Source organism: Bacillus sp. FSL K6-1106, from assembly GCF_038005245.1.
In the GTDB taxonomy this organism is placed as follows: Bacteria; Bacillota; Bacilli; order Bacillales; family Bacillaceae; genus Bacillus; species Bacillus altitudinis.
On sequence record NZ_JBBOSV010000001.1, the window covers coordinates 1,533,235 to 1,548,957 of the forward strand.

Below are 15,723 nucleotides of genomic sequence, written 5' to 3' on the forward strand. Positions count from 1 at the left end.
CCTCAAAACAATGATACCGAAGCATGTTCTAATAATAAAACAAGACCTATCTCGTCATGAGTTAGGTCTTTGCCATTTCAATTATTGGCATCATTCTCTTTTATACATAAGTCATCATTTATTTTAATGACTATTATGACAAACAGTTTAAGAATCAAGTAGTAATCTATCTCGTATTGTTTCTCATCATTAGTATTTGTTCCATGTAAATACTTATTTCGGATATCATGACCATTGGTAAATTTTGATTTATTGAGATAATAATCTAGATAATCTTGTTCATTTCTTGAAAACAGGCTGGTTTCAAAATCAACAAGATTGCGACTACTTAACTCTTCTATCAATATTTTTATATCCTTAGGGTAATGCCAATAACTCATTACTTCTTTATAATACAGTTCCTTAAGAACATATATGACTTTCTGGTCAACAAACTCAATGTGTCCCATGTTACTCTCACAGATTAAGTTATTTTCAAATAACCATTGCATTGTTTTCAATTGATACTCTTGAAAATCATTTCTAGTTAACTTTTCAGAAATTATCAAGTTGAAAAAATTCTTATATTCCTCTTCTCTTTTTGGTAAATAGAATATGCTACTCTGGTCAGAAAACAATAAGAATGAAGCTGTTTTATACCAGTAACTGGAAGAATAAACATACTTCTTTTTATTAAACGACTTAATATCTTTAATTTTAAAACTTGAAGATGACATTTGAATTAATTCCTGGTCTATTATCCCATCTTCAATCAAAGCATTATACTGTTTAAAAATTCTATCTATCTCAGGGAGAATAGTTCTACACTTTTCGAAATGGGATGCTCCGCTCGACGGCATTTTAACTATAAAATCATTAATTTGAAATTCTTCGTTTAAGTAAACATCAAAAAACCATTCAATCATTTCTTCCAATCTTATACCAAGAACATTTAATACATTAACATAGCTATATATCTCAGCATTAGACAACATTTCTTTGAAGCTAAAAGAGTATGATTGGTAATACAAGTGTTCTGCTTGTGGTCTAATTACTGACTCTAGAATACCGCTTTCACTTTTTTTTGAATCAAATTCTAATTTCATATTTCCATCAACAAATCCAAATAGATAAATAAAATTATTCCAAAGCGTAGGATAATCAGTATTTTCTTCAATCCACTTTCTACTTACCTTGATGTCTACTGTTCTATCATTCATATTAATTAATATAGCTTCATCTTGGTCCTTCGGATAAGAAATCATTACTCCCGATTCAATACCTGTTCCGTTATTAAAGATTTTTTCTTCCTCTTTTTCAGCATTTCTCTTGGCATGCAATTTGATTTTATCAGGTATACTTAACCCCTTATTTGTTGGGAAATTAATGATTGTTCTCAATACATTTATATTAACTAGTGGTGAATCAATATATTCATCAATCAAACTTAATATATCTGTTTCATTCAAAGATGGTGGCAAATATAAATCATTTTCTTTTAGATACTTTGACAGAATTGTCTCTGCATTCCTAGAGTCAGATATTAGCACATCTTTAACTGCTTCATTAAAATACTCAGTCAATCTCTTAAACTTGAGTACTGTATAAATATATACATTTTCCTTTTCAAGAAATCGTCTAAAATTATTAATTTCAATTCTTTGATATAACTTGTAACCATCAAGAACTTCAAAGAAATCATCTGTGATATCAAAGTCAATTTCATCATATAGGTTGATGAAAACATCCTTATGACAGCCTACGAAGATACCGATTTTTTGTCTTATTTTCTTCTCATAAGTTTTTATATCAATACTTGTCTCTTGAACGATATGGTCACTAAACCTTTCAATGTTTATGTATTTTAAAACATTATGAAAGTCTAATAAATCAGCAATACTCCATTCAGAATCAATAGCCTCATTATTAACTTTTTCTACTATTTTTTCTAGTTCCCTACCACAAGCCATATCATACTCAGAATAGAATTTAATCCCTGACATATGTTCTCCTTTCTGACGTCTCTATCATTTCCTTTTAGATTATTTAACTAAAGTTCATTCTACCTCTTTTACATTAATCCCCTTCTTACTTGTTTCTATTATATACATTGTTCCATGGACGTGGAGAAGGAATAATGTATACACGTTTCGAGGTTTACTTTAGAAATACTTATTGTTTAGGTGTTTTTATTTATTTGTCGAAAAGCATCAATTATCCTTCTCGTCTCGAAGATTTTCTGTACACCGTATCGTTTGAGTTGAGGTACTATCCTCTCTTCCCCTAACGGAATAACTGTAAAATGCGGAAAATATATCCTCTCCCTACCTTAAACAAGAATAGTAGCCATACAACTGAAGCCTCTCCGAACCAGCATCCTCCAGGTTAGTTTATGGGTATATAGAAAATTATAGAATATTTTTGGATTTTGTGTAATTTTTTTGTTATAATTAGCACGATTGTTTTAGATAAATTTACATGTTAGGTAGTGTTTTTTTGCGACTAAAAATATTTCTACCCACTCTCCATTGCTGATTGACCTTTCTGAGAACCATACTACTATTCAGGTATTTAGAATTGGAAAAACCGAAGCTATCGAACTATATCAATCTTCCAGTTCCCAGTTTGATGAAGATGATATAAAGAACATGAAGCTCTTAAATTATGCGGATTCATATGTCAACGAATTCTTCTTTGCTGATGAGATAATTGTTGTAGAAAGAAATACTGAATATGTTGTATTTAAGCACTTTATTAAAGAGCGTGATTTGAATATCCATGTCATTAGAGCAAGAGGCAAGGTCTGAAACTGGAGCAGTTCTTAAGGTAGAGCAAGTAGAATTTGTTATGTAAAGGAACTAAGAATTATATATCTGAAGCAATTTTCTTTATTTTGTTAAGTAGTTTAAGGACAACTAATACAGATGTCCAACTATAAACTAAGGGTGAAGATAGTGAAGTTTTTTAAAGTGGACAGTTTAGTATCAGTTAGACCAACAGATGAAACGTAGGTATTTTTAATACCCGATTCTTGGAACGATTGGTGGGAATATAAAACGTTGTATTCTATGTACATTTCACATAATGGAAAATTGGAATGGATTGGCTCTACTAAAATTGGAAATAAGGAACTGAAGTACGTAGATAAAATAATAAGCGTTGATATACCAGAGGAGTTTGAGGACATAGGAGAAAATTACTTCTCGTTAGGGCAAGATGCAGAATTCTATAGGAAGCTAAATGAATTGGGTGCAGATGTTAGGGAAAAGATTTTGGATAGTTTGAACGACTTAGCATTTAATCAAGAACTTTTTAATGAAGTACGTTTCTTCCATATCGTTACAAAATCAATTCTACGTAGTGTTTCAAGTACGTCAGTAAGGGGACAATACCATCGTTTAGCTCAAGGAAACTCTAAACTTACAAGGTACAATTTTACTTATAAATTACCTAGACCAAACTTATCTGAAACAGAAGAGGACTTTTACAAAGATGCCTATTTAGCAGTAGATGTTAAACCTAAGAGTTCTCCTCCTACAAATTTACATGTAATCATAGGAAGAAATGGCGTTGGTAAAACAAACCTAATGAAGAGCCTCGTAACTTGCTTATTAAATACTGATTATGGGGAAATAAAGTATGATGTTGATACTCAAGACGAGAGGTTATTTGCAAACATCATTACTTTAAGTTTCAGCAGCTTTGATAATAGTGAATTTAATTTTATAAAGGATACTGACACAAAGGGTATTCCCTACTTTGAAATAGGGTTGATGAAAAACAGTGGAGATATTAGAGTACCAAAAACAGTAAAGGATATGTGTGAGGAGTTCAAGACATCTTTAAAAATTATATCTAAGAATGCAAAGACAACAAGATGGAAAAAAGCAATACGTGTACTGAATAGTGATTCAATCTTTTCGGGACTTGGGATAGAGTACCTGATAAGTCCAGAATACTACGGAAAAATTGAGCCTATATTCGAAAAATTAAGTTCTGGTCATATGAATGTTCTATTAACCATAACAAAAATGGTAGAAGTCTTGGAAGAACGTAGTATCTTAATAATGGATGAACCTGAAACTCATCTCCATCCACCATTAATTGCAGCTCTAATGCGTTCTGTTACAGAGCTACTTATTTACAGAAATGCAGTTGGTCTAATAGCAACCCACTCACCTGTCATAGTTCAAGAAGTACCTGCCAGATGTGTAACTATAATGAATAGAACCAATAAGTTCATAAGCCTTACGAGACCTAGACTTGAAACATTTGGAGAAAACGTAGGAACACTGACTCGTGAAATATTTGGCTTGGAAGTTAATGATTCTGGTTTCCATTTACGATTAAAAGAGGCTGTGGAAGAGTTTGATGACTTTAATGATATTTTAGAGTACTTTAATAATCAGTTAGGAGCAGAGGCTAGAACTGTAATTAGAAGCCTACTTATAGCAAAAGAGAAGAGTGAACATCAGTGATAAAATTAGAAAGTCCATCATTAAACTATAGAAATGTTCTCATAAAGTGTGTGCAAGGAATCCATGACAAAGCGCTACAAAAGAGAGTCTACGATAACATAGATAATTTTAAAAGTAGGTCTGAAACCTATGTAGAGCTAGCTAATGGGAAAAAGCTCTTTCAGATTGATGGGGCAGAAAATGATAGTTTCACCTACCCAAATATGACTTTTTTATATAGTAAACTTAGGGACTCACAACACTCTAGACCATACTACGATTATATACTCGGGACGTCACTTCTTTGCCCATACTGTGGGGTGCAATCAAGCAACACCTTAGACCACTATTTGCCCAAAAAGCATTATCCGATGTACTCTGTCGACCCAGTAAACTTGTTACCGTGTTGTTCTGATTGTAATTCCAAGAAGTTAGAGCACAAACAACTCGAAGGCCAGGAAACATTTCATCCATATTTCGACACTCTAGGTCATGAAAAGTTTTTATTTGCAGAGCTGGCAAATAAGGATGACAATCTAGCTTTTAAATATTACGTAAGTAAGCCAGATACATTTAGTGATGATGAATTTATTAAGATGGAAAATCTATTTAACTTATTAGAATTAGACAATTTCTACAGTGTACTGGCTAGTGGAGAAATTCACTCACAGATATACCAATTAAAGGAACTATACAGAATTGGTGGAGATGAAGCTGTAGCACAAAGCCTGAATGATCTATATGTGACCAACTTAAATATAGGAGTTAATTCTTGGAAAACCGCTTTGTATGAGGGGGTAAAGGGAAATACTTGGTTCTGCAATGAAGGCATCCATCAGTTTAACTACATCTCACAGGCAAGAGATGAGACATTAGCAAGCGAGCAAGATTTACAAATCCCAACTTCTAAATAAGCATACTGTATAACATAGATAAGTTTAAAATTAACAAGGTAGTGAAAAGAACCGCATTTAAGTAACAAAGCGGTTCTTCCACATTTAGACCTTATTATATAGGTAAGGAACTCACTTACAAATAGGAACGTAAGTTATTTGCTACTTCATCGACATCTAAATGCAAATATTTAGTTGTTACTGATAAATCACTATGACCCAACGCTTTAGATATCACCGCAACATTTGTCCCTTTATCAAGCAATGACTTTGCAAAACCTCTACTTAAGGCATGAGGATTGATATTCTTCAAACCATACATCCTAGAATACTTATGCAGCCGCTTCTGGATGTTATTATGTGTTGGTGAGGTTGCTATAGCATCACCGTATTTTGTAATGAATACCAAGCCGTTACATGACCACTACAACATTTTTTATTGACCATTATCCCTTATTAAATTACAATTCAATTAGAGTTGTGGTCAGTAGGAATAAAATGTTGATTTTTCATGGGGCATTAGCTCAGCTGGGAGAGCGCTACGCTGGCAGGGTGAACGACATCACCCGAAGCAAACAGACGTTCTCTGAAAAAGACTGATTTAATAAGGTTCTATGATGAGCCTTTCTGAATAAATATTTTCATTTCTGAACAAAACTGAAAGGGTTGGTCCCCAATCCGTCCCCATAAAAAAACAGACCATGCAGGGTCTGTTTTAATTTTGCCTATACGTTTTGAGAAGTTGTGTTTCGATCGATCATAGTCGTGTTTCGATCGATTTTTTGTGGAATGAAAGTTGTATTTCTATTCGACTCCTCCATTGTTGTATTCCGATTTGATGCTGGTTTAATCAAGCTAGATGCTTCATGTACACCTGCACCTAGAAGGATAATAGAGCTTATAACAATCATTTTTTTAACACTCATAAAGACACTCTCCTTTTTGAATATTATGTTGGGCTTGAAATGCCTTCCTGTAATATTCTGTTGCTTTCTCAAACTTTCCTCTTTTTTCATGAATAACTGCAAGGTTTTTAGTGAATTCTTCTACGAAAACAAACAGCTGCTTTTCTTCAAATGTCTGTAGCATAGCTTGAATCTCTTCCTCATCATTACTTTCATATGTTGTTCTTATAGAACGTATTAATAAAATTTCGTGCTGGTTCTCTTTATGAGAGACAAGTTCCAAAGCTTTATCCACTAATTTGGATGCTTCATCATTTTCTCCTGTCTTATATAGCGCCCAACAAAGGTTAACATATATGACCGATTTTACATCGTCCACATCATCTTCTGATATTTCAAGGGACTCTTGATAATATTGGATAGCCTTTGCATAATCTTGTTTTTTTTCATAATTGTTTCCTATATTTAAAAGTGCCTTGGCAATCAACCTTTTATCCGCTATTTCTTCGGCGATGGAATAGGCTTTATTCAGATGTATTAATGATTTTTCATACTGCTTAAAATCATCATAATTTCCTGCGATTACAAATAAGCATTGAACTTTTCTAATCTTGTATAACTCATACTGATCGTATATTTCAAGCGCCTTTATGATGTGATGCATAGAAACATGGGTTTGTTTCATAATATAATAGGCTTCAGCCACCTTGAAGTGAAACTCCGCTTGCTCAATATCATCTACAACCAGTGCGAGCTGCCGCTCAGCGATCTTGTAATATTGGATGGCCTGTACATATTCTTTTATACTGAACTCATACATTCCGCGAAAAAATGCGTTGTAATACTGCAGCATGCCGGATAATTTATGATTTGAATTCTCGATTTTATCCACTAGGTCTGCAATCGATAAAGACCGTTGCTCTGAAGGTTTAATATAATCAAGCATAAGCTGGTGGCGAAAGCACATCAATTGATAGTAAATCAGTAAATCCTGGTCTTCTTCCATTCGTTCAATTTCTTGTTCTACCTCAGCTTTCAAAATCTCTGCATCCGGTACACTAAATTGACGAATCATTTTATACCATTCATTTATTTTCACACCAACATGTGAAGAAAGAACCTTCTCCATCCCCTTACTCCCCTTCCACAAAATTCCCTTATATTACATATATTATTACATACAGGAATTTACAAAGCACCGAAAAGAAACCGCAAATAGAACAAAAAAAGAGCTCCTGCAAAGGAGCCGTGTGAGTAATACATGAATCATTCGACTTTCATCCTTCTATAATCAGCAGGACTTACTCCTAATTGCATTTTGATAAACTTGGTAAAGCTTGACGGTTGTTCAAATCCGATCTTTTCTGCAATTAGATAAATGGGGTCTTCAGTCGTCTCCAGTAATCGCTTGGCGATCTCCAGCATTTGCAATTTAATAAATTCCTGTGCCGTCTTTCCTGTTTCCTTTTTCAGCATATCCGAAAGATAATTCGGGGAATATCCCATCGCTCGTGCAAGTCCTTTTACGCTGGGCATGCCTATTTTTTCAATCGATTCCGTTGTACATTGTTCCTGCAGCAACTGTTCAAATTTAGCAACGGAGTCTTTGACGATGGCGGTTCTTGTTATAAATTGTCTCCCGTAAAAGCGTTTGGCATAGTTCAGCAACACTTCCAGATATGATATAAGAAGATCGTTACTGTAGATATCCAGGTTTCCACTATATTCAACTTCAATATGGCTAACAATACGGTCCACAATTTCATTTTCCTGATCTGATAGGTGCAAAGCTTCATTCGCCTCGTATTCAAAAAAGCTGTATTCCTGCATTTTGTGCCACAGTGCATTGCCTCTGATCAAATCTGGGTGGAAGCATAGCATCCAGCCTTCTGATTTCTCGTTACTGTTTCGGTCCCCCTTAGCGAGAATTTGTCCTGGCGCTGCAAACATCAGGCTGCCCCCATCAAAATCATAATACTTTCGTCCATAAATTAGCTCACACTCAGCATTATTTTTCAAGGAAATCATATAGAGGTTAAGCTTGTATGAGATATTGTATTCAGATTCACGAGAATTGATCGTATTGTAATCAATCAGTGTAATTAATGGATGCTTGGGTGTCGCACAGCCTAGAATGTCGTGCAATACAGAGATTGAATCGATATTTATCATGAGCCACAATTCCCTTCAAACAAAACTCAAAGCGAGCTTTGTTAATTAAATTCAAAATTAAATTTCATTATACACCTGAATTCACGCCCTATACATAGTCAAATCAACGAAGAACTTGTTCCAATTACGGATTTGATTTTGATCTGTGATTAAGACAAAATCCTCAGTAATCTGGATATGTAATCACAACTTTTTTTCATTTATAGTACAGAATAGAAACATCAAAAAAGACCGCCACGTGGTCCAAAAAGGAGAATGATGCATTATGAAAGATTTTACATTCTACAATCCGACTAGAGTAGAATTTGGTAAAGATAAAGAAAATTTGATTGGCGGTTACATGGCACCTTATGGCGTAAAAAAAGCGCTTTTAGTTTACGGATCAGAGCGAATTAAAGCATCAGGCTTGTTCGATAGAGTTGTGAAATCGCTTAGCGAAAACGGGATTGGTTATGTCACTCTAGGCGGAGTCAAAAGTAATCCCGTCATTAGTAAAGCCAGGGAAGGCGTAGGTATTGCCAAAGAGAATGGTGTAGATGCCGTACTGGCAGTAGGTGGGGGCTCGGTGCTGGATACTGCAAAGGTGATTGCCGCTGGAGCTGTATATGATGGTGACGTATGGGACTTGTGCAGCTATAAGAAATATCCCGATGCTGCACTGAAAATATTCGATATTCTGACCTTGTCGGCTACTGGCAGTGAGATGAATGCTTCGGCGGTTATTACCAATGAAGAAACGACTGAAAAATTTGGTTTCTCTAGTCCGGTTGCTTTCCCTACAGTGTCGGTCATTAACCCAGAACTTCAGGAAACGGTTACTAACGAATACCTGGCTTACTCTGGCGTTGATATTTTGTCCCACTGTATGGATTTATATTTTACTGCCTCCTACATTCCTGAAATGACAGCAATTCATATCGAAAACATTATCAGAACAGTCATTCGAACCACAGAAACCTTGCTGAAGAATCCAAGAGACTATGAAGCAAGAGGCGAATTTGCCTGGGCAGCTGCTCAAGCTCTAAACAGAACAACCTTCACTGGGGTAGAAGGAAATCGCTATGATTCCCATTTGATCGAGCATTCCTTATCTGCATTGTACGATGTGCCTCATGGCGCTGGCCTTGCAGTTGTTTATCCCGCATGGATGGAATGGCACCATCCAATGAACCCAACAAGATATGAACGATTCGCACGCCATGTCTTTGGCCTGCAAACAGCAGAAGAAGGCATCGAGGCGTTAACAAACTGGTTTGTCAGCATTGGTGCTCCTGTCAAACTTGAGCAAGTTCATATCACAAAGGATAAGATCGAAGAGATTGCCTCTCATATTTATCGAACCATTGAAATGGCTCAGATGCAATCCCTTTATCCAAAGGAAACTATTGTAGCTCTGCTGAATCATATGAAATAAACTAATCTTAGAATTAGTAAGGATAGATGCGACACAATCTTTATACAGTTTGCAGATTTACTAAATTTAAAGTCAAATTAAAAAGCCCCTCCAAACGGAAGGGCTTTTAATCAGCCGATTACAGTGCTATCTTGTACACCATAGCCATCAATTTGTATACGCCAAATGACGTCACCTTTATAAACCTTACTTGACACCTTGTTAACTTCTCCAGTCCAAGTGAAAACATTTCTTGAACCTTTTTGTGCTTTGTAAGTTTTTGAACCGTAATCACTGCTTCCATCTGTAACAGCCGCAGTGAAATAATCAGTTGATTTGTATTTCACTTTATTGTCTCTGCATTTTTCGTAAATAATATTTGTTTTTAATGTCAAAACAGTTGTTCCACCATAGTAAAAAGTAGCTCTAACAGCTTTCCCACTTGTACCACAGAAACTATCTGCTTTTGTGCTAATAGGACTGGTGTCTTCCACAGTTGTAACGACTTTTACACCGTTACTGTATGTCTTTTCGGTTTTACCTTCAAAATCAGTTGATGGAATATCAGTAGTCATTACCTCTTCAGTAATCAGACTATTTAAAAATGGTACTTTTTCTTTTTGTGTTTCTTTCTGAGCTGCAAAACTAGACGATGGAGTGGCTAAACCTAAAATCAAAACAACGGCAGACAATAACATAAAGATTTTGGCTTTCATTTTGTTTCTCCTTTCCGTTTTACATTTAAATACATAGCAAGTATAATCATACATAAATAGATATGTAAATGTGTACAATGAGTTTTAAGGAAGAATTAAGAAAGGTGGTTTTAGTAATGAATGTCGAGGCAGATTTAATGCGGACTATTGCACCACTTATCGGTTTGGTATCTCTTGGAGTCACACTTCTTACTTTTGGAGCCTTTGTTTTTTTGGGATCAAACATAGTGAAGAAGGTTTTCAGAAAAACATCTCCTGAAAAATAAACATCAAAAAAGCCTCTGACCTTTATGGCCAGGGGCTTTACTTTGTTCATTTTTTCAATGCTTTTTGAAGAGCTGCTTTAGTTTTTGGACCATATATGCCATCTGGGGTTAACCCATGCATCATTTGAAATCGAGACACTGCATTCGCAGTCTTGGGTCCGTAGTACCCATCGATTCCATTATTGATCGCTCCCTTATCAGGATAAAAATAAATCGATGCTAAGGCTTGTTGTACAGCTTTTACAGCTGACCCTTTTGTAAGAGGCTTCGTCACTTTTAAAATACCTGCAGGCAAACTGTATGTTTTTTTGACCTTGTTGGTTTTAGATGTTGATCTCGTTGATATGGTTTTGATAGATGTTTCTTTCACAGGTTTAGCTGTTGTCATTTGACTTGATGCTGATGCAATACCAGCTTTGAAGCCATCCCACCGATTTAACAGCTTACGCGGACACTCTTTCCCGCTCCAATGCTTATGCGGCACCACGTTTGATAAAGGAATTCCTAAATCCCCCATCAGTTTTCGAATGAGCCATTGGGCGTTTTCAACGGCTTGTTCAAAGTTACCGCCTGCATTTTCACAAATTTCAATTCCAATTGATTTCATATTGCCGGTTCCCCTGCCATCTCCTGCGTGCCAGCCATTTTCGTTTAAAGGTAAATGCTGATAAATGACCTGATCATCGACCGTGTAGTGCCAGCTAACCCCGGTACTTGCCCGAGCAACAAATGCTGCATGATTTGCCGCATCAGCCCCCCGTCCAGTGTTCGATGTATTATGCACCGTAATATAGAGCGGCTTCATCCTGTTTCCTGGTCTGTTGCGATTTTGTTTTGGGATGAGTGCTTGAATGATCTTCACCATATTGTTTCTCCTTCAAAAATTATTTTGTTAACCCTCTTTGTTTCAGGGCATCTTTTTGCAATTGACCTTTATAGGTCACATAATTATTTTTAAACCAAGCGATCACGGCAGTGACCATTGTGAAAATTGTGGAACCTGCCACATATAGTGCCTCTCCTGCGGTTTGCACTTGCTCCTCGCTAATCGGCAGCACTGTTTGTCCAAACATGACAAGCGTTTGGTTGATAAGCGCAATAAAAAGAAGCACTGTGCGAATCACAGTGCCTTTGTCGAATGTTTTCATGATGTTTTCCTCCTATTTTAAATTCCGTTCAATTTTATCGAGCTTGTCGATCACGACGTCATACTTCTCACTAAACTTTGCTAACACATCATTTTGCGCCTCGATTTGCTCATTGAGTTTGTTTTCTCGTTCTTTTGTAGTGTTGAGAACATAAAACAGAATCCAGCAAAAAAGAACGGCGAATGGGCCTTGTGTCATTAAGTTTTGAACGACATCTACTTCCATTTGAATCACCTTCTTTCCGGCAAAAAAATAAAGCCATTAGGCTTTGTATATTTCTCCAGTTATATTTTGATAGTCTTCTGCCGAGATCCAGCCAATGCTTACATAAAATGCAATGTCCTCTGGGCCGTAACACTGCCAGTCCCAGAATTGTTTGATATCCGCTACAGTTGGAAACATCATTCTGAAGCACCTACTTTTTGCATAGCTAATAGCTGCGTTAATTGTTTTGATAACAAAGCATTTTGTTTCTTTAAAAGTTCGATATCACTTGGCGGGAGAGGGGCCGATTTTAAGCTGTCTATATACTCTTGGGTCGCTGATTCATACCATTGTTGTTTTTTCACATCAAATGCTGCTTTATAGAAGGATGGATTATTAGGTGGAGCAATTGTTGTACATTGATCTGGCACTACATAATTTCCTTCGTCATCCACCTGAGACACTTCTATAGGTCTGACCAATTCGTATCGATGATTGTATTCATAGACTTGTATCATACTATCACTTCCTTAATTTAATGGGATGACCGTGTCTAAATAGTAGCCAGTTACCGCACTATCATTTGCTGATAATAAACCAGTTAGCTTTAGCTCTCCTGTTTTGTATATAAGTAATTTACTATGACCCGTTGTACCTGATACGGGAACTGATACTACTAGTCCTTTATCTGGTAAGCCTGTAATTGGAATACTTCCACAGATAACTTCTCTATTTGCTTTTAGGTGACCTCTCAACAATAATAAATTTCCCCATCTAGTATATTCAACTGGTCTTTCTCCAATAGAAGAACCATTACCTAAGGTTACATTTAGCCACTTAACATTTTCAAAATCAGCATCAGTCACTAGTTTTTTCCATCCTTTAAAAACACCATCAGTATGGACTGTTCCGAACCAATGAGTGTTGTCGTAACTTCTGCAGACATGAATGGTCTTTCTACCATTTACAGTTTCTAAGATATCGATATTAAACCAAGAAGAATCATTATCGACAGGCATATTTACAATATTAGATCCTACAGCAAAGTAAAAGCCGGATGGCAGCGTTAAAATATCAGTTCCTATTGACATTGAAAGTCTTAATCCCTTTGAATTTAATAGGTTATGGTCATTGAGACGTTTCCAACCGCTCCACTCTTGTTGTGTACCCGTTACATCAGTTGTTGAACGGTTAATATAGACATCTCCTGTATTGTTTGCACCGATGACCCATCCATAGGTATTCTCACTAAAAACAGACAAAGCCCTCATGGAACTTCTTGTCGGAAGATCTGGATGTGATTCATGAATGTACCATGAATGAACTCCCGGCAATTTTATCAGCTTATCTAAAATACTAGGATCCTCCGCATTAATTCTTTCAAAAGCTTTTCCATCGTCAGCAGTAATTTTAGATAATTGTCCTGCATCCCATTTATTTTTTTCGTTTTGAGTAGGCATTTGCAGCCAATTGATCGCAATGTCATTCACATGATAGTAAAAACAAAATGCATTACCTGAAGTGTCGATTGCGATTCCTACACCGATATTATTTTGACCTACTAGCTGAAAGCCTCTTAATGCAGCATTTCCTATAGCTGGAGAATCGACTACTCCAGAACCACCTGGCGCATAAAATGAGCAAGCCCCTAGCGCTTTAATTCCCTCATAGATACTGCCACCAGCAGGGATATTAATCAATTGGGACCCATTATCATTTGTCAGTTTATATAGCTGTGATTCATTCCATTTTTTCTTTTCTGAACCAGATACGTGAGGAATTGGATCTCCCTTATGAAGGTTGAATTGTTCTAGTAGTTCCTGATCATTTTCAATCAAAATTTTCACTAAATCGTTAAAGAGATCTGCATGAGCTTTATCACTCGTCTTAAAAGGTTGAGGTGTTTTTATGATTGTTTCTCCTTCCAAAAAACATTACGAATTAGGTGATGTTATGATAAAAATCAGTTATTTCACTTCGTTCTTAGATTTGGAACCAAACGTGATGAATTCATTAGGATTCAAGTCATTAGAACAATATTGAGTACATATTTTTTCAAATATCCTGATTTTTATAATATTAATTTGTCACGTCTGCCCTTACCTATGATTGACGCCACTCCAATAAAGTGGATCGATTGCATGGGTCTATTCCCTTCCTTTATTGTAAAAACAACAGAGTCAAACTCATTCTTTCTTCCTGCAATTTGACCCAATAATTTTAACAACATGTATTGTGCATTGAGTTTCTGTTCTCGTTCCTTTGTTGTATTGAACACATAAAATAGAATCTAGTAAAAGTGAACGTCATTAAGTTTTGAATGACAGCTTCCACCGATTTGCACACACACTTTATTTTTCAAATAATCCTACCTTAGCTGTGACAAAGTAACATAAGCCCTATTTACTGTAATAGTTCTTCCAGTGTTTTTGGGTGTAATATAAAATGTTAACTTATCCCCCGCTTTAAACTTTTGTTGAAGGTACAATACACATATACTTGATGAGATAACAGGATTCCAATTACCTAATCGTTGAAATTCTGTACCATTCACATAACATGACAAAATGCTATCTGATCCAACAGGAATGTTATTGCTATTAAGATAAAGCCTAATTAAATACAGACCATTATTTTTCAGTGTAATTTCAGCTCGCGAACGATTATACTCTCCTAAATCGTCTGATCTTGTATCACCAAAATTCAGTTTTGTTGGAACATTTTCAACGGCTGATACAGAAGAATTATCGAGATCATACGTATCAACAAAAGAAGTATCATCCATATCCTCCTTTGTTAAAACACGTTTCCAGCCTTGCCACCCCAAATTTAAATCAAGATAATTTGTATACATGTAATTGTTATAATCTATTGCTATGACCCATCCAAATGTACCTTTTCCATTACTATCTTGAGAAGTAAAATGATACATACCACGACATGATCTTGTAGTTGGGCTGTTTAATGCTTTACCTGTGGCATAAAATGTACCATGCTTCGGGCCTAAAGAAACAACCTTTTCAAGTAAATCTTCACCATCTGAAACAGATAGAATCACCCCTCCATTATCTGAAGTAATCTTAGACAATTGCCCATCATTCCATTTATTTCTTTCAGCATTTGACGGGAGCTTTGTCCAGTTAATAGTAGTATCTGCAGCATTATAGTAAAAACTATAAGCATTACCAGCAATATCTACAGCAAAGCCAGTACCAATGTTATCTTGGCCTACTGTCTGTAATCCTCTCAATGAAAGATTTGATGGGGAATCTTCGACTCCAGAAGCTGCATAAAAAGTACACGTTCCTTTTCCTTTTATCATATCAAAAATCCTAGCATCAGCTCGCACATTAATTAAATGACTTCCATTATCCGCTGTAATTTTATAGCCCTGAGAATCGTTCCATTTTTTCTTTTCTGCTTCAGATGCATGTGGATTTATATCTATCATATGTTGATTGATTGACTCTAATAGACCCACATCATTGTCAAGAAAAGCCTCAACCATGTCATTAAATAGATCAGCATGGGCTTTATCAGTTGTTTTAAAAGTGCGTGGTGTCTTAATCTCCATGATCATTCTCCTTTCA

17 protein-coding genes and 1 pseudogene are annotated in these 15,723 nt (G+C 35.9%); 5 read left to right on the forward strand and 13 right to left on the reverse strand.

Annotation, left to right across the window (positions count from 1 at the left end):
* Positions 1 to 77: 77 nt before the first annotated feature.
* The gene (locus MHI20_RS08065; protein WP_340937497.1) at positions 78 to 1,982 is read right to left on the reverse strand and encodes a hypothetical protein; all 1,905 of its coding nucleotides are present in this window, start codon (positions 1,980 to 1,982) and stop codon (positions 78 to 80) included.
* A gap of 645 nt (positions 1,983 to 2,627) precedes the next feature.
* On the opposite strand from MHI20_RS08065, the gene MHI20_RS08070 reads away from it, so the two are divergent.
* The 3 genes from MHI20_RS08070 (at position 2,628) to MHI20_RS08080 (ending at position 5,350) form a co-directional block, all read left to right on the forward strand.
* Positions 2,628 to 2,786, forward strand: a complete 159-nt coding sequence (locus MHI20_RS08070) for a TOPRIM nucleotidyl transferase/hydrolase domain-containing protein (RefSeq protein ID WP_234712536.1) — start codon at positions 2,628 to 2,630, stop codon at positions 2,784 to 2,786.
* Between the two features lie 261 nt (positions 2,787 to 3,047).
* Positions 3,048 to 4,457, forward strand: a complete 1,410-nt coding sequence (locus tag MHI20_RS08075; RefSeq protein WP_340939292.1) for an ATP-dependent nuclease — start codon at positions 3,048 to 3,050, stop codon at positions 4,455 to 4,457.
* Positions 4,454 to 5,350 (forward strand): HNH endonuclease signature motif containing protein, encoded by an 897-nt coding sequence (locus MHI20_RS08080; RefSeq protein ID WP_326377941.1) that lies wholly within the window; start codon positions 4,454 to 4,456, stop codon positions 5,348 to 5,350. Before MHI20_RS08075 ends, MHI20_RS08080 begins: the two co-directional genes overlap by 4 nt.
* A 115-nt stretch (positions 5,351 to 5,465) precedes the next feature.
* On the opposite strand, the pseudogene MHI20_RS08085 reads toward MHI20_RS08080, so the two are convergent.
* The 4 genes and pseudogenes from MHI20_RS08085 to MHI20_RS08100 form a co-directional block, all read right to left on the reverse strand.
* Positions 5,466 to 5,744, reverse strand: a pseudogene (locus MHI20_RS08085) (tyrosine-type recombinase/integrase); the annotation flags it as partial.
* A gap of 310 nt (positions 5,745 to 6,054) precedes the next feature.
* The gene (locus tag MHI20_RS08090) at positions 6,055 to 6,255 is read right to left on the reverse strand and encodes a hypothetical protein (protein WP_047946748.1); all 201 of its coding nucleotides are present in this window, start codon (positions 6,253 to 6,255) and stop codon (positions 6,055 to 6,057) included.
* Positions 6,245 to 7,363: a Rap family tetratricopeptide repeat protein gene (locus MHI20_RS08095; protein WP_047946747.1), complete on the reverse strand. Its 1,119-nt coding sequence runs from the start codon at positions 7,361 to 7,363 to the stop codon at positions 6,245 to 6,247. The genes MHI20_RS08090 and MHI20_RS08095 overlap by 11 nt, the downstream gene beginning before the upstream one ends.
* Positions 7,364 to 7,500: 137 nt before the next feature.
* Positions 7,501 to 8,406 (reverse strand): AraC family transcriptional regulator, encoded by a 906-nt coding sequence (locus MHI20_RS08100; protein WP_340937502.1) that lies wholly within the window; start codon positions 8,404 to 8,406, stop codon positions 7,501 to 7,503.
* Positions 8,407 to 8,671: 265 nt separating this feature from the next.
* Between MHI20_RS08100 and MHI20_RS08105 the strand changes: the two genes are divergently transcribed.
* Positions 8,672 to 9,820, forward strand: a complete 1,149-nt coding sequence (locus tag MHI20_RS08105) for an iron-containing alcohol dehydrogenase (RefSeq protein WP_340937504.1) — start codon at positions 8,672 to 8,674, stop codon at positions 9,818 to 9,820.
* A 110-nt stretch (positions 9,821 to 9,930) separates the two neighbouring features.
* Here the strand turns inward: MHI20_RS08105 and MHI20_RS08110 are convergent, their stop codons facing one another.
* Positions 9,931 to 10,515 carry a hypothetical protein gene (locus MHI20_RS08110; protein WP_047946744.1) on the reverse strand — a complete coding sequence of 195 codons (585 nt, stop codon included), beginning with the start codon at positions 10,513 to 10,515 and terminating at the stop codon, positions 9,931 to 9,933.
* 116 nt (positions 10,516 to 10,631) lie between these two features.
* Between MHI20_RS08110 and MHI20_RS08115 the strand changes: the two genes are divergently transcribed.
* A complete protein-coding gene (locus MHI20_RS08115) occupies positions 10,632 to 10,781 on the forward strand; it encodes a hypothetical protein (RefSeq protein WP_161796760.1) in 150 nt (49 codons plus the stop codon).
* A 46-nt stretch (positions 10,782 to 10,827) separates the two neighbouring features.
* Here MHI20_RS08115 and MHI20_RS08120 read toward each other — a convergent pair whose 3' ends face one another.
* The 7 genes from MHI20_RS08120 to MHI20_RS08150 form a co-directional block, all read right to left on the reverse strand.
* Complete coding sequence (locus MHI20_RS08120; protein ID WP_326378526.1) at positions 10,828 to 11,646, reverse strand: peptidoglycan recognition protein family protein; 819 nt, start codon at positions 11,644 to 11,646, stop codon at positions 10,828 to 10,830.
* A 19-nt stretch (positions 11,647 to 11,665) separates the two neighbouring features.
* Positions 11,666 to 11,929, reverse strand: coding sequence for a phage holin (locus tag MHI20_RS08125; protein ID WP_019743388.1), 264 nt, complete (start codon positions 11,927 to 11,929; stop codon positions 11,666 to 11,668).
* A 12-nt stretch (positions 11,930 to 11,941) separates the two neighbouring features.
* Positions 11,942 to 12,154, reverse strand: coding sequence for a BhlA/UviB family holin-like peptide (locus MHI20_RS08130; RefSeq protein ID WP_017367922.1), 213 nt, complete (start codon positions 12,152 to 12,154; stop codon positions 11,942 to 11,944).
* 36 nt (positions 12,155 to 12,190) lie between these two features.
* Complete coding sequence (locus MHI20_RS08135; protein ID WP_178897252.1) at positions 12,191 to 12,334, reverse strand: XkdX family protein; 144 nt, start codon at positions 12,332 to 12,334, stop codon at positions 12,191 to 12,193.
* A complete protein-coding gene (locus MHI20_RS08140) occupies positions 12,331 to 12,651 on the reverse strand; it encodes a hypothetical protein (protein ID WP_039169961.1) in 321 nt (106 codons plus the stop codon). The genes MHI20_RS08135 and MHI20_RS08140 overlap by 4 nt, the downstream gene beginning before the upstream one ends.
* 12 nt (positions 12,652 to 12,663) lie before the next feature.
* Positions 12,664 to 14,061, reverse strand: coding sequence for a hypothetical protein (locus tag MHI20_RS08145; RefSeq protein ID WP_234925066.1), 1,398 nt, complete (start codon positions 14,059 to 14,061; stop codon positions 12,664 to 12,666).
* A gap of 440 nt (positions 14,062 to 14,501) precedes the next feature.
* A complete protein-coding gene (locus MHI20_RS08150; RefSeq protein ID WP_039169964.1) occupies positions 14,502 to 15,707 on the reverse strand; it encodes a hypothetical protein in 1,206 nt (401 codons plus the stop codon).
* Between the last annotated feature and the right edge of the window lie 16 nt (positions 15,708 to 15,723).